Source organism: Qipengyuania sp. B-5 (genome assembly GCF_056857815.1).
The window spans coordinates 41,480-66,231 of record NZ_JBSXNU010000047.1; the positions used below are offsets into that span (position 1 = coordinate 41,480).

Sequence of the window (24,752 nt, forward strand, 5' to 3'; positions counted from 1 at the left end):
TCCTGTGAGCAAGCGGGCCTCTCAGAGTATCCCGAACTGGGAGGGAAGAGCTTAGTCTTCTTTCTTCTTCAGCGCTTCGCCGAGGATGTCGCCGAGCGATGCGCCCGAATCCGACGAACCGAACTGTGCAACCGCTTCTTTCTCTTCGGCGATCTGACGTGCCTTGATCGAGAAGGTCGGCTTCTTCGAGCGGTCGAAACCGGTGACCATGGCATCGACCTTGGCGCCCGGCTGGAAACGATCCGAACGCTGTTCGTCGCGGTCGCGGCCGAGGTCCGAACGCTTGATGAAGCCGGTCGCACCGTCTTCGCCGACCTGGACTTCGAGGCCGCCATCACGAACTTCGAGCACGGTAACGGTGACGATCTGGTTCTTGCGGATGTCGCTCGACGCGCCGGCTTCGGTCGGAGCACCCTTTTCAAGCTGCTTCATGCCGAGGCTGATGCGTTCCTTCTCGACATCGACATCGAGAACGACGGCTTCGACCTGCTCACCCTTGCGGTGCAGGGCGAGGGCGTCTTCACCCGAGATGCCCCATGCGATGTCCGACATGTGGACCATGCCGTCGACGTCGCCCGGAAGGCCGATGAAGAGGCCGAATTCGGTAGCGTTCTTGACTTCGCCTTCGACCTTCGCACCAACGGGATGCGCTTCGGCGAATTCTTCCCACGGATTGCGCTGGGCCTGCTTGAGGCCGAGCGAAATGCGGCGCTTCTCGCTGTCCACTTCGAGAACCATGACTTCGACTTCCTGCGAGGTCGAAACGATCTTGCCCGGGTGAACGTTCTTCTTGGTCCAGCTCATTTCCGAAACGTGGACCAGGCCTTCGATGCCCGGCTCGATTTCGACGAATGCGCCATATTCGGTGATGTTGGTGACAGTGCCCGTCAGCTTCATGCCGACCGGATACTTGGCGGCAACGCCATCCCACGGATCGCTCTCGAGCTGCTTCATGCCGAGGCTGATGCGCTGCGTATCTTCGTTGATGCGGATGATCTGGACGGTCACGGTCTGACCGATCTCGATCATTTCGCTCGGGTGGTTGACGCGCTTGTAGCTCATGTCGGTGACATGGAGCAGGCCGTCGATACCGCCGAGGTCCACGAAGGCGCCGTAATCGGTGATGTTCTTCACAACGCCGTCGATCACCTGACCCTCGGCGAGATCGTTGATCAGTTCGCTGCGCTGCTCGGCGCGGGTCTCTTCAAGAACCGCACGGCGCGAAACGACGATGTTTCCGCGGCGGCGGTCCATCTTGAGGATCTGGAAGGGCTGGGCCATGTCCATCAGCGGAGTGACGTCGCGCACGGGGCGGATGTCGACCTGGCTGCCGGGCAGGAAGGCCACGGCACCGTCGAGATCGACGGTGAAACCGCCCTTGACGCGGCCGAAGATGCGGCCTTCGACGCGCTTGCCTTCGCCGAATTCGCTTTCAAGCTTGTCCCATGCAGCTTCGCGGCGGGCGCGGTCGCGGCTGAGCATCGCTTCGCCATCGGCGTTTTCGATGCGGTCGACGAAAACTTCGACTTCCGAGCCGACTTCGAGACCGTGCTCGTCTTCGCCGCGCATGAATTCTTTAAGGTCGACGCGGCCTTCGCTCTTCAGGCCGACATCGATGTGAGCCATGCCGTTTTCGATGGAAGTAACGGTGCCCTTGACGACGCGGCCTTCGAAGCCGCCATCATCGGCGCCGCCAAGCTGCTCGTCGAGCATCGCGGCGAAATCGTCGCGGGTGGGATTGGCTGAGGTTGCCATAAACTGAGTAGTCCTAACGTTCGTTTTGCTACCGGCCGCCGGTTTTACCGGGGTCTTTACCCGTCTCCGAACACCATTGTCCGGGCCAACGGGGCAAGAGGGCCGTGATCTCCGCGAGGCCGGATGCCGCCGCGAAGGTCCATCGAATCCTGAAGTTTCGTGAACGGGCGCGCGCCTAGGCCAATGCGCGCTGAAAAGCAAGCAAAATGGGGTGGGGTTCTGCGACCGGAAAGTTGACTGTCACCGCCGCTTTTAAACCCGTGACCTTTCGCGGGAACCGCGGTTTTTCGCGCCCCATGACCCTAGCGGCGGACAGGCTGTGTGACTTTTCAGATGCGGGGGTCCGGGCATCGGTTGGTTCGATGAATCTGGCATGGGCGCGAGAATGCCGAAGATGTTCGATGTAGGAAAGCACGTGAAATGTCCCGCCCGGGCCGAGCCGGAATTATCGGTGCATGCCGGCAGAACGAACCTGTTCCACGGCTTCGATTGCCGCCGCAATCGCCTCTTCCTTACCCAGCGCGCTTGTGTCGATCACCATCGCGTCGGCGGCAGGCACCAGGGGGGCAACCTTCCGATTTCTGTCACGATCGTCGCGGCGGCGCAGGTCTTCTGCGATTTCCGCGAGCGTTACCGCCGCGCCGCGCTCGCGCATTTCGCGGAAACGCCGCTGCGCGCGCGCTTCTACGCTGGCGGTGATGAAGAGTTTCGCCTGCGCCTCGGGTACAATCACAGTGCCGATATCCCGACCGTCGAGGACTGCGCCGCCCGGCTGCATGGCAAAGCTTCTCTGGCGATCGTAGAGCGCTTGCCTCACTGCGGGATGGACGGACACGCGGCTTGCATAACCGCCGGTATGCTCGTCGCGCAGATGCGGCTCGCTTAGCAGGAAGTCGGGAAAACCGGTGGCCGAAAGCGCATCTTCGCCATTGTCCGGATTGCCTCCGTTGAGGAACACCTGCCACCCGACAGCGCGATAGAGAAGGCCGGTATCGAGGTGAGGCAGTCCGAAATGCTCTGCCAGCGCCTTGGCAATCGTACCCTTGCCCGAAGCGGTGGGGCCGTCGACGGCAATAATCATGCTTCGCGTTCCTGCCCCTTGCGCCCCGTGCGTATCGCTTTTGCGATGCCATAGATCGCAATAGCTGCCCAGAACCCTTCAAGCACGAGACTGGGCCAGTTGGTGTGCACCAGCAGCGAAATGGTCAACAGGGCCGCCCCGGCCAGATTGGTACCGTGAAGGACAAAGGGGTTCGGCTCGTCCTTGAGTGTCAGATAGGCATAGGCACCGATGATGCAGGCGGTTCCGCAAAAGCCCACCATGCTGGCCCAGTCGAGGCCGGTCATGATGCAGCCTCCGTCAGAAGATCCATGAAATTCGGAAAGCTCGTCCCGATCGGTTCGGTGCTGTCGATCTCGACCCCGCCTTCGCTGGCCAGGCCTGCAACGGCCATGCTCATCGCGATGCGGTGATCGAGATGGGTGACTATGGTGCCGCCTCCTGACAATGGCTGGCCGCCGTTCCCTTCGATAATAAGTCCGTCTCCATTCTCTTCGACCTGTGCGCCTGCCGATTTGAGGGCGGTGGCCATGGCGGAAAGCCGGTCGCTTTCCTTGACCCGTAGTTCTTCAAGCCCGCTGGTCACGGTTGCGCCCTCTGCGAAGGCTGCAGCGACGAAGAGGACGGGAAATTCGTCGATCATGCTCGGTGCGATCGCAGGATCAACCACAATCCCCTTCAGCCGTGCATGGCGCACGCACAGATCGGCGACGGGTTCTCCGCCTACCTCGCGCTCTTCAAGATATTCGATATTCGCGCCCATTTCCCGCAATGCGCGATAGATGCCGTCCCGGGTAGGATTGAGACCGACGTTTTCGATGACGAGGTCGCTGCCCGGCACGATACTGGCGGCGACCGCAAAGAAAGCGGCCGAGGATGGGTCACCCGGTACGACAATGTCGTTCGGATGCAGATCGCAGGGGCCATGAACCCTGATCACGCGTTCGCCGTCCCGATCCTCTACCTGCACTTCGACACCGAAGCTGCGCAGCATACGTTCCGTATGGTCGCGCGTCGGCACGGGCTCGATGACAGTGGTGACGCCGGGCGTATTGAGCCCCGCCAGCAATACGGCACTTTTTACCTGCGCGCTGGCGACTGGCAGACGGTAGGTGACGGGCACCGCGGGCTGCATTCCCTCCATCACAAGCGGCAATGTGCCGCCGAGGGAGGGGGTGAAATTCGCGCCCATGGTCGATAGCGGATCGATAACGCGGCCCATCGGACGTTTGGAGAGGCTCGCGTCTCCAGTGAAGGTTGCGGTGATGCCGTGGCTCGCCAGAAGTCCCATCAACAGCCGCGTCGAAGTCCCCGAATTGCCCATGTCGAGCGCCCGTTCGGGCTGAAGCAATGAACCGACTCCGACACCGTCGACGATCCAGTCTTCGCCATCCTTCCCGATCACAGCGCCCATCGCGCGCAATGCGGCGGCTGTGGCCAGGACATCTTCCCCCTCGAGAAGGCCTGAAATCCGGCTGCGGCCAGCTGCCAGAGCGCCGAACATAAGCGCACGGTGGCTGATCGACTTGTCTCCCGGCACGCGAATGCGTCCGGTCAGTGGGCCTGCGGGCATGAAGCGGTGAGCGGTCACGAATGCGTATCCATAATGATGGCGGCGCTTTGACAGTGCACATACGTTCTGGCAAGGCGCGCGCGCTGTTGATTCCTGCCCAGCAGGTACCCATCAATACAATTACGAATTCACGGCCTCTGCGCACAGTGCGAGGGGCGGCAAAGCCAAGGATTACACATGGTCAAACCTGAATGGGGCACCAAGCGCACCTGCCCGAACTGCGGCACCCGCTTCTATGATCTGAACAAGGAAGATCCCGTCACCTGCATCGAATGCGGTGAAGAGTGGACGCCGGAACCGGTGCTCAAGTCGAAGCAGCCGATTCTTGCCGAAGAAGAGAAGAAGGACAAGAAGGCCGAAGCCGATTCCGACCTGGGCGGCGACGACGATGACGATCTGGACATTGATATCGACGAAGACGACGATTCGCCCGACAATGAAGTCGATCTTGGCGGTGACGACGATCTGGGTGTCGAAACGAAATCCAAGGGCGACGACGACGACGCCGACGAATCCTGATTTTGCTGTTGCATTGCGGCGAGGCGCCTTATATTGGGCGCCTCCCGCAAGGGCGATGCACCTCCCAGGATGCGTCGGTTCGAAAATGGTTCGGGGCCTTAGCTCAGCTGGGAGAGCGCTACAATGGCATTGTAGAGGTCAGCGGTTCGATCCCGCTAGGCTCCACCATTTTCCCGGATTTGACGGTAGCAGGCCGTGGCGACGACCGAGGCTTGCTTCCACCACACCCGGGCAAGAGTTTGGGTTTCACAGGGGTCTGACCCCACGCTGGCCGACGAGTTTTCGTCCGCCGGCGTTTTTCGCGTTTATTCGGACCTGACCGGGTTCGGAAGGAGTAGAGCAGGCATGTTCGACAATCTGTCCGACCGGCTCGGCAATGTCTTCGACAGGCTCAAGGGCCGCGGTTCGCTGTCCGAAGGTGACGTGCGCGAAGCCATGCGCGAAGTGCGCATCGCATTGCTCGAAGCCGATGTTGCGCTGCCCGTCGTGCGCCGCTTCATCGACGCGGTCACCGAAAAGGCGATCGGTTCCGAGGTCCTCAGATCGGTCACTCCCGGCCAGCAGGTCGTCAAGATCGTTAATGACGAGCTGGTCGAAATGCTCGGCGGCGATGGCGAGGATGCCGAACCGCGCGAACTGAACCTCAATGCCAAGCCGCCGGTCGTCATCATGATGGTCGGTCTCCAGGGCTCGGGTAAGACGACCACGACCGCCAAGCTCGGCAAGCTGCTGCGCGAAAAGCACGGCAAGAAGGCCATGATGGCCTCGCTCGACGTCAACCGTCCTGCGGCTCAGGAACAGCTCAAGGTTCTTGGCGAACAGGTGGACGTGGCCACCCTGCCGATCGTCCCCGGCCAGCAGCCGGTCGATATCGCGCGCCGCGCAATGGAAAGCGCGAAGCTTCAGGCGGCCGATGTTCTGCTGCTGGATACCGCGGGCCGTCTCCACGTCGACGAAGCACTGATGGCCGAGATGAAGGCCATCGCTAGCGTTTCCGCACCCACAGAGGTGTTGCTGGTGGTCGACAGCCTGACCGGGCAGGACGCTGTCAACGTAGCGCAGAGCTTTACCGGCGAGGTTCCGCTGACCGGCGTGGTTCTCACGCGTATGGACGGCGATGCGCGGGGCGGTGCAGCCCTGTCGATGCGTTATGTCACGGGCAAGCCGGTCAAGTTCGCCGGTACTGGTGAAAAGCTCGACGCGATCGAGGCATTCGACCCCAAGCGCGTCGCCGGCCGGATCCTCGGCATGGGCGATGTCGTGTCGCTGGTGGAAAAGGCCGCGACCGCGATCAAGGAAGAAGAGGCCGAAGCGCTCGCCAAGAAAATGGCGAAGGGTGAATTCGACCTCGACGATCTTCGTATGCAGCTGCGCCAGATGCAGAGCATGGGCGGTCTTGGCGCGCTTGCCGGCATGATGCCGGGCATGAAGAAGGCCAAGGCGGCGATGCAGCAATCGGGTATGGACGACAAGGTCCTGCTCCACATGGATGCCATCATCGGTTCGATGACGCCCAAGGAGCGCAAGCTTCCCAAGCTGCTCAACGCCAAACGCAAGAAGCGCGTGGCGGCAGGTTCGGGCACTCAGGTCCAGGACGTGAACAAGGTGCTCAAGATGCATCAGGAAATGTCCAAGGCCATGAAGCAGATCAAGAAGATGGGCGGGCTCAAGGGTCTCGGCGCGCTGTTCGGAAAAGGCGGCATGGGTGCCGCGATGCCTGGCCTCGGCGGCGCGGGCGGCGGCCTTCCGGGTCTCGGCGGTGGTGGCAGCAAGGGCCCCTCGGTCGATCCCGACACGCTCCCGCCTGATCTGCGTGACATGTTGAACAAGAAATAATCTGATTATTGATATTTACATTCGAAAGGTGAAGTAAAATGGCAGTTGCAATTCGTCTGTCGCGCGGTGGCGCGAAGAAGCGTCCCTACTATCGCATCGTCGTGTCGGACTCGCGCAGCTCGCGTGACGGCAAGTATCTGGAACAGATCGGTACCTACAATCCGATGCTGCCGAAGGATTCGGGCGAGCGCGTAAAGCTCGACGAAGACCGTGCCCGTCACTGGCTGAGCGTCGGCGCGCAGCCGTCGGATCGCGTCCATCGCTTCCTCGATGCCGCCGGTATCCTCGAGCGTGCGCCGAAGAACAACCCCAAGAAGGGCGAGCCGGGCGAAGCAGCCAAGGAACGCGCAGAAGAGAAGGCCACCAAAGCCGCCGAGGCCGAAGAAGCTGCCAAGGCTGCCGAGGAAGAAGCAAAGACCGCTGCGGAAGCTCCAGCTGAAGAGGCTGCTGCAGAGGAAGCTCCGGCCGAGGAAGCTGCTGCTGAAGAAGCTCCGGCTGAAGAAGCAACCGAAGACAAGGGCGAGTAATCTCTCCCATGCAGGACAAGCCCGTCACGCTGGCCGCCGTTGCAGGTGCGCACGGTGTGGCGGGCGAAGTCCGTCTGAAGCTGTTCGGCGAAGGCCTGGAAGGCCTCAGGCCGCACAAGAGCTTCAACGGAGGGGCATTGACGCTCTCCAAAGTTCGCAGCGACAACAAGGGCGGGGCCATAGCGCGTTTTGCCGAAGTGGACGATCGTACAGCAGCCGAGGCGCTGCGAGGCACAGCGCTGACGGTCCCCCGCTCCGCGCTACCGGCATTGGAAGAGGGTGAATTCTATCATTCCGACCTGCTGGACCTGCCGGTCATCACCGATACCGGGGACGAGGTCGGCCGTGTCTGCGCGGTCGATAATTTCGGCGCGACCGACATTGTCGAGATCGAGAAGCCCGACGGCAAGAAGTTCATGGTCCCCCTGACCGAACAGGCGGTTCGTTCCTGGGATGACGAAAAGCTTACTCTGAATCCCGATTTCCTCGAATAGGAACATCGCGTCCGCGCGTTCCGTTGGTCCTGTATGACCTATGGAAGAAAATCGCTCGTCTTTGCCCTTGTCCTGGGTTTGGCCGCTTGCGGCGAGAACCCGGGTGAGACCTCAACTGATCAAGATCGAACCCCGGCCTCGGACGAAACCGGCAGTCAGGCCGATGAAATCGGCCAACCTGCTGACCCAGATGGTGAGATTACCATCGAAGGTCGCATCGCCAAAGGTGTCGAGTGCCCCATCATCCGGACTCCGGATGGAGATACCTATGCCATCGCCATGGGCGAGGCAGACTTCGGGCCCGGGGACTATGTCCGTATGACGGGTCCGCTCGCAGATATGAGCTTCTGCCAGCAGGGCGACGACACGATCGAGCCACGTCGCATCGAATCCATAGAGCCGCCGGCAAGGGACCGCGATCCAGCGCGCGCAGGGGGCATAAAACTGACAGAAGATTATCTGACAGGGGCTTGGGTCGCCAAGGGAGTGGACGCGGACTGCGATACACCGGACTTCTCAGTTAGCCGAAGCCCCGGGGCATTGGTGATGGAAGCGGATATCGACGGGCATGATCCCAACGCCGCAATCGTTCTCGGTGATTACCCGAGGCTCGATCTGGATGAGCCTATGCCGGATCTGCCGATGGAAAGCAGGGGACCCGATGGAGTAGCAATCCTGCGCCCGGCAACAGATGCAGCCTATGATCCGATCAGGATCGGTTCTGCAGAGATCACCGGCGACGGCGTGGTCTTCGTCAAATGTCGCGGCTAACGCCGGAGCGGTCGCTTTTCAGCCAGATGGTTGCGAATTGTCGTGGCAGCAACGCCTGCCTGGCCCATGGCGTGACTGATCTGGTCGAGCCCGATTACGACATCGCCGGCTGCGAAAAGTCCCGGAATATCGGTTTCGAGGTGATCGTCGACGAGAATGCAGCCATCATCGCTGACCGCAGCGCCGCAGGATTGGGCAAGGCCGGACCGGATGACGGATCCAAGAGCCGGATAGACCGAGTCGAATTCCATCCGCCCCTCAGCGGTATCGAACGCGATACGTCCGTTATCGATGGCGTAATCGCCGCAGGGCCCGGCAACACGAGCGATTCCCGCATCGTCCAGCGCGGCTTCGCATTGCTCCGACAGGTCGTGATCGCCGTCTGGTGACACCAGCGTGATGTCGCTTGTATAGGTGCGGATGAACTGGGCTTCGGCGGCGCCGTCGTCGCCAGTGCCGATCACGGCGACCTTCTTGTCGGTCACCTCATAGCCATCGCAAACGGGACAGTAACGGATGAGACCGCGTGACAAGGCCTCCTCATGCAGCCGATCGTCGATATCCTTCGGACGGTTGTTGACCACACCGGTGGCGAGCAGAACGGTTCGTGCGCGATAGCTCTCATCGCCGCAGGTCACGGTAAAGCACTCGTCGGGCTTGGAGAGGTCGGTGACGCGTTTCGGTTCTCGCAAAGCACCGTAATTCGCTGCCTGATCGCGCATCCGGTCGAGCAGTTCGTTGCCGTTGATGCCTTCGGGAAAGCCTGCGTGGTTGTGGCTGGTGGGAATCCAGCTCGCGCGGCTCGTTCCGCAATCGAACATGCGAATGTCGAGATAATAGCGGGCGAGGTAGATCGCCGCAGTCAGACCCGCTGGTCCGGCGCCGATGATGATGCAATCGTCGATGTTGTCAGTCATTGGCGGGAGAACGCACGGGATGGCCAAGCGTTGCCAGCGCGATTATGGCGCGCCGATGACTTTCGCCGCCACCATCCTGACGCTCTATCCGGAAATGTTTCCGGGATCGCTCGGCATTTCCCTTGCAGGCCGTGCGCTCGATCGGGGCGATTGGACCTGCGAAACAGTTCAGATCCGCGACTTCGCCACCGACCGGCACCGTACGGTCGATGATACTCCTGCCGGTGGCGGCGCGGGCATGGTGCTCAAACCCGATGTGATCGGATCGGCGATAGAAAGCGTGGGCGAGGGCAGGCCGGTCCTTGCCATGACGCCGCGCGGCAAACCGATCACGCAGGCCCGCATCCGCGAGATTGCCGCAGGTCCCGGCGTCGCAATACTCTGTGGCCGGTTCGAGGGTTTCGACGAGCGGATTTTCGAACGCTATCCGCAGATCGAACAGGTCAGCCTTGCCGATATCGTCCTGTCGGGCGGAGAGCCCGCAGCGCTGGCGATTCTCGATGCTTGCATTCGGCTGCTTCCCGGAGTAATGGGCGCGCCCGATAGCGGAGTCGAAGAGTCCTACGAAAACGGCCTCATCGAATATCCGCAATATACCCGACCTCAGGAATGGGAAGGGCGCACGATCCCTGAAGTGCTGCGATCGGGGGATCATGCGAAAATCGCTGCTTGGCGCAAGGCAAGGAGCGAAGAAGACACACGGTTACGCAGGCCGGACCTTTGGGAACGCTATAGTGGCGTTCGGGACCAGCCTGCCTCTGGCGCGCGGCATGAAGAACCAGGAAGACCAGGCAAATGAACCTGATCCAGCAGCTCGAAGCCGAAGCGATTGAAAACCTCGGCAAGGACATTCCCGATTTCCGTGCAGGCGATACCGTCCGCGTCGGTGTGAAGGTTGTCGAAGGTACCCGCGAGCGTATTCAGAATTTCGAAGGCGTTGTCATTGCCCGCTCGAACCGCGGCATGGGCAGCAACTTCACCGTCCGCAAGCTTTCGTTCGGCGAAGGCGTGGAACGTGTGTTCCCGCTGTATTCGCCGATCGTCGACAACATCACCGTGGTCCGCCGCGGTATCGTGCGTCGTGCGAAGCTTTATTACCTGCGCGGCCGCACCGGCAAGCGCGCGCGCATCGCGGAACGCCGCGACAACGCGCCCAAGGCGTAAGCCTCGCTTCAGCGAACAGGGAAGGCGGTCCTGCGGGGCCGCCTTTTTCTTTGGGCAATTGCAAAATCAGGGCGGTGCTCCTGAAAGCGCCGCCCCAAAGGACCTCAAAATAAAGGCGATGCTCCTGAAAGCACCGCCCCAAAGGAGCCCGAAAATAAGGGCGGTGCTCCTGAAAGCACCGCCCTTGTCACGTGGGGATCATGATGAGCCGAAATTGGCCCGGTCTTGATGCCGCCGGAAGCCTGTGAGCCAGAAATGGCATCCGGTGACAATCCAGCTTCTGACAGCCGTGCCTTAAAAGAATTTAAGGAAGCGCGCTTAACCCGAAATTAGGCATGAATTGGGTGGCGCGGTCTCGCGGCTTGCTTTCTGCAAACGCGGTTGCGAGGAGACCTGTCACCAACCTTCGGGAGAGAACATGAAGTCGATCAGCCTCGCCGCAGCCCTCGCGCTCGGCACCTGTCTCGCAACCCCGGCACTCGCCGACCACCACACTGCATCGCAGGAGACCGCTATGGACCTGACCTTCGAGCGAGTCTTCGCCTCGCCCAGTCTCGACGGGCCAAGCCCAAGGCAGGCAAAATTGTCGCCCGATGGCCGCTATCTCACGGTATTGCGCAACCGCGAGGATGACCGCTCGCGCTACGACCTCTGGGCTTTCGACCGTGAAAGCGGAGAGTGGTCGATGCTGGTCGACAGCGAAGAAGTTGGCTCGGGCCGCGACCTGTCCGAAGAAGAAAAGATGCAGCGCGAACGCGCACGCGTGGGCGATCTCTCGGGCATTATCAGCTACGAATGGACGTCGAACGGGGAAGCCATCCTCGTGCCGCTCGACGGGGATCTCTATCTGGCCGGGCTGGATGGTACGGTATCCCGTCTAACGGACACTGAGGAAAGCGAACTCAATCCGGCGCTAAGTCCGGAAGGGAATTTCCTCAGCTTCGTGCGCGACCGCCAGCTTTGGGTTGGGAAGGTGGCGGGAGAGGCAGCCCCAATAACTCCGCAGGAAAGCGAAGCGGTGCGCTGGGGCGAAGCCGAATTCGTCGCCCAGGAAGAGATGGGCCGCAACACCGGCTATTGGTGGAGCCCCAATGAGCGCCGCATTGCAGTAGAGCGTTTCGACGAAAGCGATGTTGGCATCGTTACCCGCGCGGCTATCGGCGCAACCGGCACCGAAGTTTTCGACCAGCGCTATCCGGTGGCGGGCAGCGCCAATGCCGTGGTAGACCTCTACGTCATGGATCCCGATGGCGGAAACCGGGTGAAGGTCGATCTGGGTGACAATTCCGACATCTATCTCGCCCGGGTCGACTGGGCACCGGATGGAAGTGCGATCTACGTCCAGCGGCAGAACCGTGAGCAGACTGTGCTCGACGTATTGCGGGTCGATCCCGCGACCGGAGCTAGTGAGGCGGTCTTTACCGAGCGCGCGGCGATCGACGACTACTGGATCAATCTTTCCGACAACTACAAATGGCTCGACGATGGCAGCCTGATCTGGTGGTCGGAACGTGACGGATACGGCCACCTATACCGCTTCAACGATGGCGGTTGGACCCAGTTGACCGATGGCGAATGGGTCGTGACCAAACTTGTCGGAGTGGATCAGCAAGCAGGCCGGATATTTTTCACCGCCACGAAAGAAGATGTGCTTGCACAGCAGGTATATTCGCTCGACCTGACCGGTCCGGGCGAGCCTGCCCTGCTGACCGATCCGGCCTACACCCATTCCGTCAGCATGGATGGCAAGGGGCAGACGCTGCTTATCAGCCGCTCGAACGATGACACGCCGCCGCAGAGCTATATCGCCGATGCGACCGGCAAGCGTCTCGCCTGGATCGAGGAGAACAGGCTTGATGCAGGCCATCCCTATACCTCGTTCCTCGCGAGCCATCGGCCGACGCAATATGGAACGATTTCTGCCGAGGATGGCACTCCGCTCCATTGGGAGATGGTCACCCCCGTAATGGAGCCCGGCAAACGCTATCCGGTTTATTTCTACCACTATGGCGGCCCCGGGCCGCAGATCGTCAACAAGGGCTGGAACGGCGCGCTGCGCCAGGCAATCGTCGACAAAGACTATATCTGGTTCGCCCTCGACAATCGCGGCAGCGCCAATCGCGGTGTCGCCTTCGAGCAGCCGATCTACCGCGCCATGGGAAGCGTTGAAGTGCGGGATCAGAAGGCGGGGGCGGAATACCTCAAGACGCTCGACTTCGTCGATCCTGACAAGATCGCCATCGATGGCTGGTCCTACGGCGGCTACATGACGCTGAAACAGCTCCAAGCCGATCCGGGGCTATATGCGGCCGGCATTTCCGGAGCGCCGGTAACGCGCTGGGAGCTTTACGATACGCACTACACCGAACGCTACATGGGCACGCCGCAGGATGATGCGGAGGCCTATGAAGCGGCCTCCGCCATTCCGGATGCAACCAAGATCGCCGATCCCCTGCTGCTCATCCACGGCATGGCCGACGACAATGTGGTGTTCGAAAACGCCACCGAGGTCATTTCTGCCATGCAGGAAGGTAATGTGCCGTTCGAGATGATGCTGTACCCGGGCTACACGCACCGCGTCTCGGGCGAACAGATTTCGCCGCATCGCTACAATACCGTGTTCCGCTTTCTAGAGCATCACGGGGTCACACCGCCGAAATAGGAATTTATGGGCCGCAACCGAATGTGCGCTTGCGGGCGCGCGGCCAATCGCTATCTCGGCGGCACAGCGATCTTGGAGAAGTGAATTGGGTTATCGAGTTGCCGTAGTCGGCGCGACCGGGAATGTCGGACGCGAAATAATGCAGGTTCTCGCCGAGCGCGAATTCCCGTGTGACGAGGTGGCCGCGGTCGCAAGCTCGCGCTCGCACGGCACCGAAGTCGAATTCGGTGACACCGGCAAGATGCTCAAGTGCAAGAACATCGAGCATTTCGACTGGTTCGGTTGGGACATCGCCCTGTTCGCTGCAGGTAGTGGACCCGCAAAGGAATATGCGCCCAAGGCCGCAGCGGCTGGCTGCGTGGTGATCGACAACAGCTCACTCTACCGGATGGACCCGGACGTGCCGTTGATCGTGCCCGAAGTGAACCCCGACGCGATCCACGATTACAAGAAGCGCAACATCATTGCCAATCCCAACTGCTCGACCGCGCAGTTGGTGGTGGCGCTCAAGCCGCTGCACGATGCGGCGACGATCAAGCGAGTGATCGTCTCGACCTACCAGTCGGTTTCGGGCGCGGGCAAGGCGGGCATGGACGAACTGTTCCAGCAGAGCCGGGCTATTTTCGTTGGTGATCCGGTGGTGCCGGAAAAATTCACCAAGCAGATCGCCTTCAACGTCATTCCGCATATCGACGTCTTCATGGACGATGGCTCCACCAAGGAAGAGTGGAAGATGATGGTCGAGACGAAGAAGATCCTCGATCCCAAGATCAAGCTCAACGCCACCTGCGTGCGCGTGCCGGTATTCGTCGGCCATTCCGAAAGCGTGAATATCGAATTCGAGAACGAGCTTTCGGCCGAGCAGGCGCAGGAGATCCTGCGCGAAGCACCCGGTATCATGCTGATCGACAAGCGGGAGGACGAGGGATACGTCACCCCGGTCGAGAGCGCGGGCGACAGCGCCACCTACATCAGCCGCGTGCGGGACGACCCGACAGTCGACAATGGCATTGCACTCTGGTGCGTGTCCGACAATTTGCGCAAGGGTGCGGCGCTGAATGCGGTACAGATCGCGGAACTACTGGGGCGTGAATGCCTTAAGAAGGGATGATCCGCAAAAGCCTTGCTCTCGCCTCTCTTCTGTTCCTTGCCGCTTGCGGTCCGGGCGCAGAAGGAAGTTCATCCGATTCGACGACCGCTGCCGATCAAGGGAATGACGCGGTTGTTTCAGCGGCAAAAGTCGTTGTCGACGCCAATGGGCTCGCGATCGGCAGGGGGCAATTCCGCGAAGCGCCGCGGTTTGGAACACCGCGTGGCGAAGTCGATGCGCTTCTGACTACGGCATTCGGGGCCGAGCCCGGGAAGACCACGAACGACGAATGCGGCGCTGGCCCTACCGATTTTTCCCAGGCCGGCCCGCTTCAGGTGGCCTATCAGGACAATCGCTTCGTCGGCTGGTTCGTGGGCGAGGGCGAGGGTGTGGTGACTTCCGACGGGGTGCAGACCGGCGCGACGATGGCCGAGTTGCGCGACGAGCGACCGGTACAGGTAATCACCGGCAGCACGCTGGAGGGTGAGTTCCAGTACCAGAGTGCGGACTACGGCATGATCACCGGCTTCTTCGAAGGTAGCGAGACGGATGGGACGATTACGGCGTTGGCAGCAGGTGTGACCTGCTTCTTTCGCTGAGTGCGCTGCTGCGTATAAGGGCGCAATGACCCTGACCGCAGAACTCTATTTCAGTTTCCGATCGCCCTATAGCTATTTGTCTGTCGGTCGATACCGGGCGATGACGGAAGAATTCGATCTCAAGATTGCCTTGAGACCGGTTTATCCGCTGGCGATCCGGCAGCCCGATTTCTTCGAACGGAACCATCCGAACTGGCTCGGCTACACGATGCGCGATATGCTGCGCGTGGCACAGTTTCACAGCATCCCTTTCGGCGCCCCGCGGCCCGATCCGATTATACAGGACATGGCGACCCGGCAGATTGCCGAGGACCAACCCTACATCCGCCGCGTAACGCGGATGGGGCAGGCCGCCGCACGCCGCGGTGTGGGCCTCGTCTTTGCCGCAGAGGCGGGTCGTATGATCTGGGGTGGCCAGGAAAACTGGCATGAGGGTGGCCATCTGGAACGGGCCATCGAGGCGGCCGGGCTGGGCGTCGAGGAAATCATCGCAGAGGTTCAGGGAGAAGGAGAGGCGCTCGATGCCGAGATTGCCGCCAATCAGGATGCTCTCGAAAAGGCCGGGCACTGGGGTGTGCCCACTCTCGTTTTCGACGGCGAACCCTTCTTCGGGCAGGACCGCATAGAAATGGCCAAGTGGCGCATGGAACAGAAGGGATTGCAGAAGCGATGAAAATGGAAACATTCGAGAGTTTCGACGGCACGCGGCTCGCTCTTCATCGGACGGGCGAAGGCAGGCCGCTTGTCCTGCTCCACGGGCTATTCTCCAGCGCGGAAATGAACTGGATAAAATGGGGGCACGCGCAGCTTATCGCCGAACGTGGCTATGAAGTGTTGATGCTCGACTTTCGCGTTCACGGCGAAAGCGAAGCGCCTCACGACAAGGCTGCATATCCGAAAAATGTACTCGTGCGCGACGTTGCCGCACTGATAGAACATCTGGCGATCGAGGATTACGACCTGGGCGGTTTCTCGCTCGGTGCGCGCACCGCTCTCCATGCCGTGGCGCATGGCGTGATTCATCCGGCTCGATTGATCGTTGGCGGAATGGGAACTGCGGGACTGGGTGAATGGGAGAAACGTTCGGCGTATTTCAAGCGAGTGATTGACGAATTCGAGAATATTCCGCGGGGCGATCCCGCCTATTTCTCGATGCAATTCCTGAAATCTCAGGGTGTAGACCGGATTGCCGCGCGCATGCTGCTGGACACGATGCCAGACCTCGATCTCGCCAAGCTCGCCAATATTACCATTCCTGCTCTTGTCGTTTGCGGGGACGAAGATCGTGATAATGGATCGGCTGAAGAACTGGCGCAATTGCTGCCAGATGCGACATATGTAGAAGTGCCCGGAACCCATATGTGGAGCGTGACGAAGCCTGATCTCGGGCAGGCAATGGCGGATTGGCTGGGCAATCCGGCTTGATTCCACATCGTTGCAGGTGCAATCCGGCAGTCAACGAAAACATATCCAATTCCCAGGGAGGAATGTCCTATGAAGTTCGCCCCCGTCGCCTTGTCCGCGCTTGCCATATCGCTTGCAGCCTGCACGACTGCAAATGCAGAACCGGTGGCCCCGTTGGCCCCGGTAGCCGCGGCTGATGAAGCATATCCCATGACGCCGCAGGGTGCGGCTGACTGGGTCGCCATGGTAGAGAAGGACCTGTTCGATTTCTCGGTAGAATATGGGCGGGTTCTTTGGTTGAATTCGACCTATATCGTCCATGACAGCGACATGCTCGCCGCGAAATACGGCGCGGATTCGACGCAAAAGTCGGTCGCTTATGCCAACAAGGCTGCGGAATATGCGCGTGTCGAGGGTCTCGATCCCGAAGTCGCTCGGAAGCTGGACATGCTGCGCAATGGCATCGTCATGCCTGCGCCGGTGCGCGATGGCGCTGCCACCGAACTGAACGAGATCGCCACGGCCCTTGGCTCGGCTTACGGTAAGGGCAAGGGCACGCTGAATGGCGAGGAAATCTCCGGCTCGGATATCGAGGCGGAAATGGGCAATCTTGAACGCACGCCTGCGGAATTGCAGGAAATGTGGGCCAGCTGGCACAACAATGTCGGTGCGCCGATGCGTGAAGATTATCTGCGCATGACGGGCATCGCCAACGAAGGCGCCAAGGAACTCGGCTTTTCCGACCTCGGTGCCATGTGGCGCTCCAACTATGATATGGATCCCGACCAGTTCGCCGCAGAGACCGAGCGGATGTGGCAGGAGGTCAAGCCGCTTTACATGGCGCTTCACACCTATGTGCGGTCGAAGCTGAACGAGAAATACGGCGACGAGATCCAGCCCGAGACCGGCCCGATCCGCGCCGACCTGCTCGGCAATATGTGGGCACAGGAATGGGGTAATATCTATCCTGTGGTCGCTCCCGAGGGGGCTGGTGATATCGGCTATGACCTGACCGAACTGATCGAGCAGAAGGGTTATGACGAGCGGGAAATGGTCAAGGTCGGCGAGCAGTTTTTCTCATCGCTCGGCTTCGAAGCGCTGCCCGAAACCTTCTGGGAACGCAGCATGTTCACCAAGCCGGCGGACCGTGAAGTGGTGTGCCATGCCAGCGCATGGGACGTCGACAATGTCGACGATTTGCGGATCAAGATGTGCATCAAGCGCAATGCCGACGATTTCGTCACGATCCATCACGAGCTTGGACACAATTACTACCAGCGCGCCTATAACGAGCAGGATTATCTCCATCTCAATGGCGCAAACGACGGCTTCCACGAAGCGATCGGCGATATGATCGCGCTGTCGATCACGCCCGAATACCTCGTTCAAATCGATATGCTCGAGCCCGGCGAGGTTCCGAGCGCTGACAAGGACATCGGCCTCCTGCTTCGGCAGGCCATGGACAAGGTAGCCTTCCTGCCGTTCGGCTTGATGGTCGACCGCTATCGCTGGGGTCTGTTCGACGGCTCGATCCCGGCCGGGAGCCTGAATGCCGGCTGGAACGACCTCCGGCTCGAATATCAGGGTATCACGCCGCCGGTGGCGCGCGACGAAAGCCAGTTCGATGCGGGCGCGAAGTACCACATCCCCGGAAACGTCCCCTATACCCGTTACTTCCTCGCGCGGATCCTGCAGTTCCAGTTCTACAAGGCCGCCTGTGACCAGGCTGGATGGGAAGGTCCGCTTCATCGCTGTTCGTTCTATGGTAACGAGGAAGTCGGCCAGAACCTCAACGCTATGCTTGAAATGGGCGCCAGCAAGCCCTGGCCTGACGCGCTCGAGGCATTCACCGGCGAACGGCAGATGAGCGGTAAGGCGATGGTTGAGTATTTCGCGCCGCTCAAAGCCTGGCTGGACGAGCAGAACGAAGGCAAGCCGCAAGGGTGGTAAGGCTCGGCCTCGCTTTATTTCCGGCGCTCCTAGCGGCAGCCTGCGCCCCTGTTTCCGGGCAGCGGGCAGGGGCGTCGTCAAGCCAGGAGGTCTCCGGGGCGCTCTTCGTAGCGGGCAAATTCGGGAACACACTCGCCAAGGTCGATCTGGGCAGTGGCGAGGAAACTGCCCGGGTGGAAAGCTGTGCAAACCCTCACGAACTGGCGACTTCGCCGGATGACGAATATATCGCTCTGGCCTGCTATGGCGGGACCAGCGTGGATATATTCCGCACGCGCGATCTGGCCAAAATCAAGAGTATCGAACTGGGTGAGAACGCGCGCCCCCACGGTATCGTTTGGCACGATAACGGAAGCCTCTACTCCACCGCAGAAGGCCGAAAATCGGTCTTCGTGATCCGCAATCCTCTGGGCGAAACAGAAACCTTCGAATATGCGACTGGCAAGGAAGGCAGCCACATGCTCGCGGTTGCTCCCGACGCGATGCATGCATGGACGACTGACCTAGGGTCTGGGACCGTAACACGCGTCGATCTGGTAACCCGCCGCGCGCCATTGTCGGTACGGGTTGGAGGCGAGCCGGAAGGCATCGCGCTTGCTCCCGATGGAGAAACACTGTGGGTCTCTGCCCGTGGGTCGGATATGGCCTATACGCTGGATCCACAGAGCATGAAGAAGATCAAGGACATATCGGTCGGAGATTTCCCACTGCGCATCCAGCTGCGGCCGCAGGGCGATTATGCGGTTACGTCCGATCTTGCCGACGGGGGTCTCTCCGTCATCGATGTGGCCACGGGGGCAAAGGTGCGCTCCATTACCGTATCCAGCCGGGATGAAGCCGAGGCAAAGGCTCAGGTCACCATTCTGTTTTCGCCTGATGGCGAACGTATATATGTCGCCGAAACCATGGCAAATACGATTGCCGAAGTGGATTTCGGAACGGGCGAAGTGCTTCGCCGCTTGCCTGGTGACGGCGGTGGCGACGGGATCGCAATCATCGAATGAAAACGCCGAAAGTACTTCCAGTCGTCGGCTGGCGCGAGTTGGTGCATCTGCCCGAACTCGGCCTTCACGGCGTATCCGCAAAGATCGACACCGGTGCGCGCACATCGTCGCTGCACGGGACCGTGCTCGAAGAGTTCGAACGCGACGGCCAGAAATATGTGCGGTTCGCGGTCGACTATGAACGACAGCACGTTCGCCAGGTTTGCGAGGCCGTGCATGTCGATGTGAGGGGAATTACCAGCTCGAATGGCGAGACCCAGTATCGCTATGTGATCAAGACACCGCTCAAGATTGGCGATGTCGAATTCCGCGCCGAGGTAAGCCTTGCCGATCGTAGCGATATGAAATTTCCGATGTTGATCGGCCGTTCGTCGCTCCGCCGCCGATTTGTAGTGGACTCGGGATATTCCTGGTTGCAGACGCCCGAGATGACGGTCCAGAAAGGCCATAAGCCATGAAAATTGCGATGCTTGCTCGCAATCCGAATCTCTATTCGCACCAGCGGTTGAAGGACGCGGCGGAAGAGCGCGGCCACGAGTTCGATATTCTCAACACCACGCGCTGCACGGTGCATATCGCAAGCCATCGGCCCGAGGTCTATTACAACGGCGAACCTTGCATCGGTTACGACGCGGTAATCCCGCGCATCGGCGCCTCGATCACGAATTACGGTCTGGCGATACTGCGGCAATTCGAAATGCGCGGTTGCTGGCCGCTCAACGAAAGCGTTGCCATCGGGCGGAGCCGCGACAAGCTACGGTCGATGCAGATCCTGGCCAAGCACGGCCTTGGCTTGCCGCTGACCGCCTATGCCAACGATCCCAAGCAGGCGGAGGAAATCATCAAGGCGGTCAAGGGGCCGCCGGTGGTGATCAAACTGCTCGAAGGAACGCAGGGCATCGGCGTGGTGCTGGCTGAGACGATGAGCAGCGCAAAGTCGGTCATCGAGGCCTTCCGCGGGGCGAACGTCAACATTCTCGTGCAGGAATTCATCAAGGAAGCAGGCGGCACCGATATTCGTGCGCTGGTGGTCGGCGGCAAGGTCGTTGCCACAATGAAACGTACCGGCGCGGCTGACGATTTTCGTAGCAACCTTCACCGAGGGGGAAGTGCGGAATTGATCAAGATAACTCCGGCCGAACGCTCGACTGCCGTCAGCGCTGCCAAGCGTATGGGCCTGAACGTGTGCGGCGTGGATATGCTGCGCAGCAATCACGGCCCGGTGATCATGGAGGTCAACTCCTCCCCCGGACTGGAAGGCATCGAGAACGCCACCGGCAAGGATATCGCCGGGATGATTATCGATTACATGGCGGCCAATGCTAAGGTCGGGAAGACCAAGACCAAGGGGAAGGGGTGACGTTCGCTACCCACCCGAAAGCAGACAAGCATTGCAGCACACGGACTTTCATCTAGGCACAACGCCTTAGGTCTGCTCTCCACCTATATCGGTTATCACCTAAACGGCGGTTCATTGAATGCGCGCAGCTTGCGGCTGTGCAGCTTGGGTCCTTCCTCGCGCAACAGATCGCATGCCGTGACGCCGATCTGCAGATGCGCCGCGATGGCTTCCTCGTAGAACTTGTTCGCCTGCCCGGGCAGCTTGATCTCGCCGTGGAGAGGCTTGTCCGAGACACATAACAGCGTTCCGTAAGGGACGCGGAAGCGGTAGCCTTGCGCGGCGATGGTTGCGCTTTCCATGTCGATACCGACCGCGCGGCTCAGCGACAGACGCCGGGATGACTGGGTGTAGCGCAGCTCCCAATTTCGATCGTCGGTCGTGACGACCGTGCCTGTGCGCATGCGCTTTTTCAGGTCGCTGCCGTGTTCGCCCGACACCGTCTCCGCAGCGCCTGCGAGGGCCTGCTGGACCTCTGCAATGGCGGGGAGGGGAATTTCGGGAGGGAGCACCGGGTCGAGTACATGATCGTCCCGCAGATATGCGTGGGCCAGAACATAGTCGCCGATCTTCTGGCTGGGGCGCAGACCGCCGCAGTGTCCGATCATCAGCCATGCCTCGGGCCGGAGCACGGCAAGATGATCGCAGATCGTCTTTGCGTTGGAGGGGCCAACACCGATGTTGACCAGCGTGATCCCACCGCGTCCTTCACCGACGAGATGGTAGGCGGGCATTTGGTGACGCCGCCATGCCGTGTCGGACAACTGGCCCCGCGCATTCTCGGTTTTGTCGGTTAGCAGCATACCTCCGGCACCGGCCAGGGCGGTATATCCGTTTTTGCCCAGCTGGGCGCCTGCCCAGTCAACGAATTCATCGACATAGCGGTGATAGTTCGTAAAAAGTATGAATCGCTGGAAGTGCTTCGGATCGGTGCCGGTATAGTGTGCCAGACGCGCAAGGCTGAAATCGGTGCGCAGGCCATCGAACAGCGATAGCGGTATCGGATCGTCGGGATGTTCGAGTTCGATACCGTCGGCCAATTCGTCACCGATGTCGGCGAGATCGGTCGATGGAAAGTGACGTGCGATCTCGTTGGGGTCTATGCCGGCCAGTTCCGCGCCAGCTTCACCATCGAGTACGTAAGGGAAGGGGATTTCCTGGCGCGAGGAACCGACTTCGATTTCGACTTCGTAATTGCTTTCGATAAGTTCGATTTGCTCGCGGAGGTAGTCGCGGAACAGGCTCGGTTTCGTGACTGTGGTGGCGTACAGTCCGGGCGTGTTGAGGCGACCGAAAGCCCGGCTCGCACCTTCCGGCAAGACGCTGCCGCGAAACAGCAGGCGCAGCTCAGGGTAGGCGTAACTCCCGTCCTTGCGTCGCTCGGCGGGCGGCAATTCGCGATCCCGCCCGAAAGCGATAACATCGTCGCGCAAACGTCCGACGGCTGCGTCATAAACGCTTTGAAGTTTGTCGAGGATCTGTTCGATCGAATCCATACGGGCCTATTTCTCCTGGCTCTTTTCGTTTTCGTGACGCCTCTTGCCACAGACCGGCGCCGCTTACAAAAAGGGCGCGGTGACCGAAGCCGCCGCGCCCTGATTGATTTCTCGACTGCGAGAGTTCAGCCTTCGGCTTTCTCTTCGCTGTCGGAAGCTTCGGCTTCGACGCCTTCTTCGAGCATGTCCGCAGGGATCTCGCCCGGTTCGAGGGTCGGGTCGGTGCGGTTTGCTTCGGCCTGTTCTTCGATTTCGCGCTGTTCGTCTTCGAACATTTGCGCCAGAACATCGACGCCCTGCGTCTGCAGTTCGGCTTCGTCGTCCGAGCGGGCAACATTGGCCTTCACGGTGACGGAAACCTCGGGGTGGAGATCGATGCGCACGTCATGCATCCCGATCGTCTTGATCGGGTTGCCCATGATGACCTGCTTCTTGTCGATCTCGTGGCCCTTTTCGACCAGTCCGTTGACGATGTCGCGGACGTTGACCGAACCATAGAGCTGGCCGGTGTTCGAGGCGGCGCGGATCAGCACGATCTCGACGCCATCGACCTTTTCGCCGCTCTTTTCGGCTTCGGCACGACGTTCAGCGTTTTCTTTTTCGAGACGCTCACGATTGGCTTCGAAGACCTTCTTGTTGGCTTCGTTGGCGCGCAGGGCCTTCTTCTGCGGAAGAAGGAAGTTGCGTGCGTAGCCATCCTTCACGGTGACGACATCACCGATCGAGCCGAGCTTTTCGATACGCTGGAGGAGAATGATATCCATGAGGTCTTCTCCTTACTTCACGATGTACGGCAGCAGGCCGATGTGGCGAGCACGCTTGATCGCCTTGGCGAGTTCACGCTGTTTCTTCGCGCTGACGGCGGTGATGCGGGAAGGGACGATCTTGCCACGCTCGGACATGAAGCCCTGGAGCAGACGAACGTCCTTGTAATCGATCTGCGGTGCGTTCTTCGCGGAGAACGGGCAGGTCTTGCGGCGACGGAAAAACGGACGGGCCATCAGTTACGCTCCTCGCGATCCTTGCGCTTCTTCGAATCGCGCTCGTTCTTGCGCATCATCACCGAAGGGCCTTCTTCGTGCTCGTCGACCTTGATGGTCATGTAACGAATGATGTCTTCGTTGATACGCGTCTGGCGTTCGAGCTCGGCAACAACGGAGCCGGGGCCCTCGATGTTGAGCATCACGAAATGCGCCTTGCGGTTACGGTCGATCTTGTAGGCGAGGTTCTTGAGACCCCAGGTCTCGGTCTTGGTGACCTTGCCGTCGTTGTTTTCGACGATTTCGGTCGCCGTGGCGGCGAGCTGATCGACCTGAGCCTGGCTCAAGTCCTGTCGCGCCAAGAAGACATGCTCGTAGAGAGCCATGCTCTTGTCCTTTCAACTGCTGGCCGATCGCTGGCTGATCCGCGGGATTGCGGGGCCCCTCCGGCTTTCTTCAATTCCCCGCCCGAAAGCGTGGGATGCGCGCACATAACGGGATTGACGGAGAATGCAAGCCAACTTGAACCTTGCCGAGGCGGAACGGGATGGGCAGGGGGTCGTTGGCTTTGCCGAACAGGGAGATTCTGCGTGCCAGGTGGATTGGTTGCCTTACTCGACGACGTTTCGATCATTGCCCGCACCGCGGCTGCGAGCGTGGATGACATTGCCGCTGCCGCCGGGCGCGCCGGGTCGAAGACGGCCGGCGTGGTCATCGACGATGCAGCGGTAACGCCGTCCTATGTGACCGGTCTTTCCCCGGCACGCGAACTGCCGATTATCTGGAAGATCACCCTTGGCAGTCTGAAGAACAAGCTGCTGATACTGCTTCCGGGCGCCTTGCTGCTCAGCGAATTCCTGCCCCAGGCCATCGTTTTCGTCCTCATGCTGGGTGGGGGGTACCTGTCTTATGAAGGTGCCGAAAAGGTGATGGAAAAGCTGGGCGGGGCAAAGCACGGCAAGACGGTCGACGATGTAATCGACGACCCGGCCGCATTCGAAAAGAAGCGGATATCGGGCGCGATCCGTACCGACCTGATCCTTTCTGCAGAAATAATGGCCATCACGCTGAACGAAGTGGCGGCGGAAGATCTCTGGACGCGCGCCGGTGTGCTGGCTCTGGTCGGCATTGCAGTCACAATCGCTGTCTATGGGACGGTCGGACTGATTGTGAAAATGGACGACGTCGGACTTCACCTGGCCGAGAAGGAAAGCACTTTCGCGCAGAAACTGGGGCGCGGCATGGTTGCATTCATGCCGAAGCTTCTCACTGCGCTAAGCTTTATCGGTACGATTGCCATGCTCTGGGTGGGTGGCGGGATCATCCTGCATGGGCTGGCGGAAATCGGTATTGCCGGTCCCGAACACTGGGTGGAAGGAATCCAGTACGGCGTTTCCGAAATAGCCGGACAAGCCGGCGGAATACTGGGCTGGATGACCTTTGCAGGTCTGTCCGCCGTGACGGGGTTGATACTGGGCTTCATCATCGCGATCGTTCTGCACAATGTGCTGAAAATCGGTAATGATGATGCGGCCAGCGCTGCACATTAGAG

The 24,752-nt window shown here is 60.3% G+C and carries 26 protein-coding genes and 1 tRNA gene; 18 read left to right on the top strand and 9 right to left on the bottom strand.

Annotated elements, in window-relative coordinates; all coding sequences use genetic code 11:
• Positions 1-51 precede the first annotated feature (51 nt).
• The 4 genes from rpsA to aroA form a co-directional block, all read right to left on the bottom strand.
• Positions 52-1,755, bottom strand: a complete 1,704-nt coding sequence (gene rpsA / locus AC13CE_RS08775; protein ID WP_221540486.1) for a 30S ribosomal protein S1 — start codon at positions 1,753-1,755, stop codon at positions 52-54.
• 445 nt (positions 1,756-2,200) lie between these two features.
• Complete coding sequence (locus tag AC13CE_RS08780) at positions 2,201-2,836, bottom strand: (d)CMP kinase (protein ID WP_221540484.1); 636 nt, start codon at positions 2,834-2,836, stop codon at positions 2,201-2,203.
• Positions 2,833-3,102, bottom strand: a complete 270-nt coding sequence (locus AC13CE_RS08785; protein ID WP_221540481.1) for a CBU_0592 family membrane protein — start codon at positions 3,100-3,102, stop codon at positions 2,833-2,835. Before AC13CE_RS08785 ends, AC13CE_RS08780 begins: the two co-directional genes overlap by 4 nt.
• Positions 3,099-4,388 carry a 3-phosphoshikimate 1-carboxyvinyltransferase gene (gene aroA, locus AC13CE_RS08790; protein WP_221540578.1) on the bottom strand — a complete coding sequence of 430 codons (1,290 nt, stop codon included), beginning with the start codon at positions 4,386-4,388 and terminating at the stop codon, positions 3,099-3,101. Before aroA ends, AC13CE_RS08785 begins: the two co-directional genes overlap by 4 nt.
• Before the next feature lie 177 nt (positions 4,389-4,565).
• Here aroA and AC13CE_RS08795 point away from each other — a divergent pair, with 177 nt between their 5' ends.
• The 6 genes from AC13CE_RS08795 to AC13CE_RS08820 all read left to right on the top strand — a co-directional run bounded on the left by AC13CE_RS08795 (position 4,566) and on the right by AC13CE_RS08820 (position 8,535).
• On the top strand, positions 4,566-4,907 hold the full coding sequence (locus AC13CE_RS08795; protein WP_221540479.1) for a TIGR02300 family protein: 342 nt from the start codon (positions 4,566-4,568) through the stop codon (positions 4,905-4,907).
• A gap of 92 nt (positions 4,908-4,999) precedes the next feature.
• Positions 5,000-5,075: transfer RNA gene (locus AC13CE_RS08800), tRNA-Ala, on the top strand.
• 177 nt (positions 5,076-5,252) lie between these two features.
• Positions 5,253-6,743 (top strand): signal recognition particle protein, encoded by a 1,491-nt coding sequence (gene ffh, locus AC13CE_RS08805; protein WP_221540477.1) that lies wholly within the window; start codon positions 5,253-5,255, stop codon positions 6,741-6,743.
• Positions 6,744-6,781: 38 nt separating this feature from the next.
• A complete protein-coding gene (gene rpsP / locus AC13CE_RS08810) occupies positions 6,782-7,270 on the top strand; it encodes a 30S ribosomal protein S16 (RefSeq protein ID WP_221540475.1) in 489 nt (162 codons plus the stop codon).
• Positions 7,271-7,278: 8 nt separating this feature from the next.
• A complete protein-coding gene (gene rimM / locus AC13CE_RS08815; protein WP_221540473.1) occupies positions 7,279-7,764 on the top strand; it encodes a ribosome maturation factor RimM in 486 nt (161 codons plus the stop codon).
• 33 nt (positions 7,765-7,797) lie between these two features.
• Positions 7,798-8,535 carry a DUF5818 domain-containing protein gene (locus AC13CE_RS08820; RefSeq protein WP_482972163.1) on the top strand — a complete coding sequence of 246 codons (738 nt, stop codon included), beginning with the start codon at positions 7,798-7,800 and terminating at the stop codon, positions 8,533-8,535.
• Here the strand turns inward: AC13CE_RS08820 and AC13CE_RS08825 are convergent.
• Positions 8,532-9,452, bottom strand: a complete 921-nt coding sequence (locus tag AC13CE_RS08825) for an NAD(P)/FAD-dependent oxidoreductase (protein WP_221540469.1) — start codon at positions 9,450-9,452, stop codon at positions 8,532-8,534. The two genes, AC13CE_RS08820 and AC13CE_RS08825, sit on opposite strands and share 4 nt — an antisense overlap.
• Before the next feature lie 55 nt (positions 9,453-9,507).
• Between AC13CE_RS08825 and trmD the strand changes: the two genes are divergently transcribed.
• The 11 genes from trmD to rimK all read left to right on the top strand — a co-directional run bounded on the left by trmD (position 9,508) and on the right by rimK (position 20,685).
• Positions 9,508-10,251 (top strand): tRNA (guanosine(37)-N1)-methyltransferase TrmD, encoded by a 744-nt coding sequence (gene trmD / locus AC13CE_RS08830; protein WP_221540576.1) that lies wholly within the window; start codon positions 9,508-9,510, stop codon positions 10,249-10,251.
• Positions 10,248-10,616, top strand: a complete 369-nt coding sequence (gene rplS / locus AC13CE_RS08835; RefSeq protein WP_247710477.1) for a 50S ribosomal protein L19 — start codon at positions 10,248-10,250, stop codon at positions 10,614-10,616. The genes trmD and rplS overlap by 4 nt, the downstream gene beginning before the upstream one ends.
• Before the next feature lie 418 nt (positions 10,617-11,034).
• Complete coding sequence (locus tag AC13CE_RS08840) at positions 11,035-13,278, top strand: S9 family peptidase (RefSeq protein ID WP_482972164.1); 2,244 nt, start codon at positions 11,035-11,037, stop codon at positions 13,276-13,278.
• Positions 13,279-13,363: 85 nt separating this feature from the next.
• On the top strand, positions 13,364-14,389 hold the full coding sequence (locus AC13CE_RS08845; protein ID WP_221540465.1) for an aspartate-semialdehyde dehydrogenase: 1,026 nt from the start codon (positions 13,364-13,366) through the stop codon (positions 14,387-14,389).
• Positions 14,386-14,967: a hypothetical protein gene (locus AC13CE_RS08850; RefSeq protein WP_482972165.1), complete on the top strand. Its 582-nt coding sequence runs from the start codon at positions 14,386-14,388 to the stop codon at positions 14,965-14,967. Before AC13CE_RS08845 ends, AC13CE_RS08850 begins: the two co-directional genes overlap by 4 nt.
• Positions 14,968-14,992: 25 nt before the next feature.
• Entirely contained in the window at positions 14,993-15,640 is a 648-nt protein-coding gene (locus AC13CE_RS08855) for a 2-hydroxychromene-2-carboxylate isomerase (RefSeq protein ID WP_221540461.1), read from the top strand.
• Positions 15,637-16,392, top strand: a complete 756-nt coding sequence (locus AC13CE_RS08860) for an alpha/beta fold hydrolase (protein ID WP_221540459.1) — start codon at positions 15,637-15,639, stop codon at positions 16,390-16,392. The genes AC13CE_RS08855 and AC13CE_RS08860 overlap by 4 nt, the downstream gene beginning before the upstream one ends.
• Before the next feature lie 69 nt (positions 16,393-16,461).
• Entirely contained in the window at positions 16,462-18,321 is a 1,860-nt protein-coding gene (locus AC13CE_RS08865) for a M2 family metallopeptidase (protein ID WP_221540457.1), read from the top strand.
• Positions 18,315-19,325 carry a YncE family protein gene (locus tag AC13CE_RS08870; RefSeq protein WP_221540455.1) on the top strand — a complete coding sequence of 337 codons (1,011 nt, stop codon included), beginning with the start codon at positions 18,315-18,317 and terminating at the stop codon, positions 19,323-19,325. The genes AC13CE_RS08865 and AC13CE_RS08870 overlap by 7 nt, the downstream gene beginning before the upstream one ends.
• Positions 19,322-19,783 (top strand): ATP-dependent zinc protease family protein, encoded by a 462-nt coding sequence (locus AC13CE_RS08875; protein WP_221540453.1) that lies wholly within the window; start codon positions 19,322-19,324, stop codon positions 19,781-19,783. Before AC13CE_RS08870 ends, AC13CE_RS08875 begins: the two co-directional genes overlap by 4 nt.
• Positions 19,780-20,685 carry a 30S ribosomal protein S6--L-glutamate ligase gene (gene rimK / locus AC13CE_RS08880; RefSeq protein ID WP_221540451.1) on the top strand — a complete coding sequence of 302 codons (906 nt, stop codon included), beginning with the start codon at positions 19,780-19,782 and terminating at the stop codon, positions 20,683-20,685. The genes AC13CE_RS08875 and rimK overlap by 4 nt, the downstream gene beginning before the upstream one ends.
• 95 nt (positions 20,686-20,780) lie before the next feature.
• Here rimK and AC13CE_RS08885 read toward each other — a convergent pair whose 3' ends face one another.
• From AC13CE_RS08885 to rpsF, 4 genes are all read right to left on the bottom strand, one after another.
• Positions 20,781-22,220, bottom strand: coding sequence for an AMP nucleosidase (locus tag AC13CE_RS08885; RefSeq protein WP_221540449.1), 1,440 nt, complete (start codon positions 22,218-22,220; stop codon positions 20,781-20,783).
• 125 nt (positions 22,221-22,345) lie between these two features.
• A complete protein-coding gene (rplI, locus tag AC13CE_RS08890; protein WP_221540448.1) occupies positions 22,346-22,984 on the bottom strand; it encodes a 50S ribosomal protein L9 in 639 nt (212 codons plus the stop codon).
• 12 nt (positions 22,985-22,996) lie between these two features.
• The gene (gene rpsR, locus AC13CE_RS08895) at positions 22,997-23,221 is read right to left on the bottom strand and encodes a 30S ribosomal protein S18 (protein WP_221540446.1); all 225 of its coding nucleotides are present in this window, start codon (positions 23,219-23,221) and stop codon (positions 22,997-22,999) included.
• The gene (rpsF, locus tag AC13CE_RS08900) at positions 23,221-23,586 is read right to left on the bottom strand and encodes a 30S ribosomal protein S6 (RefSeq protein ID WP_221540444.1); all 366 of its coding nucleotides are present in this window, start codon (positions 23,584-23,586) and stop codon (positions 23,221-23,223) included. Before rpsF ends, rpsR begins: the two co-directional genes overlap by 1 nt.
• A 204-nt stretch (positions 23,587-23,790) precedes the next feature.
• On the opposite strand from rpsF, the gene AC13CE_RS08905 reads away from it, so the two are divergent.
• A complete protein-coding gene (locus AC13CE_RS08905; RefSeq protein WP_221540442.1) occupies positions 23,791-24,750 on the top strand; it encodes a DUF808 family protein in 960 nt (319 codons plus the stop codon).
• Positions 24,751-24,752 lie beyond the last annotated feature (2 nt).

Bases quoted from the DNA above. Each gene is read 5' to 3' on its own strand.
- rimM (WP_221540473.1), top strand. From the start codon at position 7,279: ATGCAGGACAAGCCCGTCACGCTGGCCGCCGTTGCAGGTGCGCACGGT.
- AC13CE_RS08860 (WP_221540459.1), top strand. From the start codon at position 15,637: ATGAAAATGGAAACATTCGAGAGTTTCGACGGCACGCGGCTCGCTCTT.
- rpsA (WP_221540486.1), bottom strand. From the start codon at position 1,755: ATGGCAACCTCAGCCAATCCCACCCGCGACGATTTCGCCGCGATGCTC.
- AC13CE_RS08875 (WP_221540453.1), top strand. From the start codon at position 19,322: ATGAAAACGCCGAAAGTACTTCCAGTCGTCGGCTGGCGCGAGTTGGTG.
- AC13CE_RS08885 (WP_221540449.1), bottom strand. From the start codon at position 22,220: ATGGATTCGATCGAACAGATCCTCGACAAACTTCAAAGCGTTTATGAC.
- rplS (WP_247710477.1), top strand. From the start codon at position 10,248: ATGAACCTGATCCAGCAGCTCGAAGCCGAAGCGATTGAAAACCTCGGC.
- AC13CE_RS08865 (WP_221540457.1), top strand. From the start codon at position 16,462: ATGAAGTTCGCCCCCGTCGCCTTGTCCGCGCTTGCCATATCGCTTGCA.
- AC13CE_RS08820 (WP_482972163.1), top strand. From the start codon at position 7,798: ATGACCTATGGAAGAAAATCGCTCGTCTTTGCCCTTGTCCTGGGTTTG.
- ffh (WP_221540477.1), top strand. From the start codon at position 5,253: ATGTTCGACAATCTGTCCGACCGGCTCGGCAATGTCTTCGACAGGCTC.
- AC13CE_RS08795 (WP_221540479.1), top strand. From the start codon at position 4,566: ATGGTCAAACCTGAATGGGGCACCAAGCGCACCTGCCCGAACTGCGGC.
- AC13CE_RS08840 (WP_482972164.1), top strand. From the start codon at position 11,035: ATGAAGTCGATCAGCCTCGCCGCAGCCCTCGCGCTCGGCACCTGTCTC.
- rimK (WP_221540451.1), top strand. From the start codon at position 19,780: ATGAAAATTGCGATGCTTGCTCGCAATCCGAATCTCTATTCGCACCAG.
- AC13CE_RS08780 (WP_221540484.1), bottom strand. From the start codon at position 2,836: ATGATTATTGCCGTCGACGGCCCCACCGCTTCGGGCAAGGGTACGATT.
- rpsF (WP_221540444.1), bottom strand. From the start codon at position 23,586: ATGGCTCTCTACGAGCATGTCTTCTTGGCGCGACAGGACTTGAGCCAG.
- trmD (WP_221540576.1), top strand. From the start codon at position 9,508: ATGACTTTCGCCGCCACCATCCTGACGCTCTATCCGGAAATGTTTCCG.
- rpsP (WP_221540475.1), top strand. From the start codon at position 6,782: ATGGCAGTTGCAATTCGTCTGTCGCGCGGTGGCGCGAAGAAGCGTCCC.
- AC13CE_RS08850 (WP_482972165.1), top strand. From the start codon at position 14,386: ATGATCCGCAAAAGCCTTGCTCTCGCCTCTCTTCTGTTCCTTGCCGCT.
- AC13CE_RS08785 (WP_221540481.1), bottom strand. From the start codon at position 3,102: ATGACCGGCCTCGACTGGGCCAGCATGGTGGGCTTTTGCGGAACCGCC.
- AC13CE_RS08855 (WP_221540461.1), top strand. From the start codon at position 14,993: ATGACCCTGACCGCAGAACTCTATTTCAGTTTCCGATCGCCCTATAGC.
- aroA (WP_221540578.1), bottom strand. From the start codon at position 4,388: ATGCCCGCAGGCCCACTGACCGGACGCATTCGCGTGCCGGGAGACAAG.
- AC13CE_RS08825 (WP_221540469.1), bottom strand. From the start codon at position 9,452: ATGACTGACAACATCGACGATTGCATCATCATCGGCGCCGGACCAGCG.
- rpsR (WP_221540446.1), bottom strand. From the start codon at position 23,221: ATGGCCCGTCCGTTTTTCCGTCGCCGCAAGACCTGCCCGTTCTCCGCG.
- rplI (WP_221540448.1), bottom strand. From the start codon at position 22,984: ATGGATATCATTCTCCTCCAGCGTATCGAAAAGCTCGGCTCGATCGGT.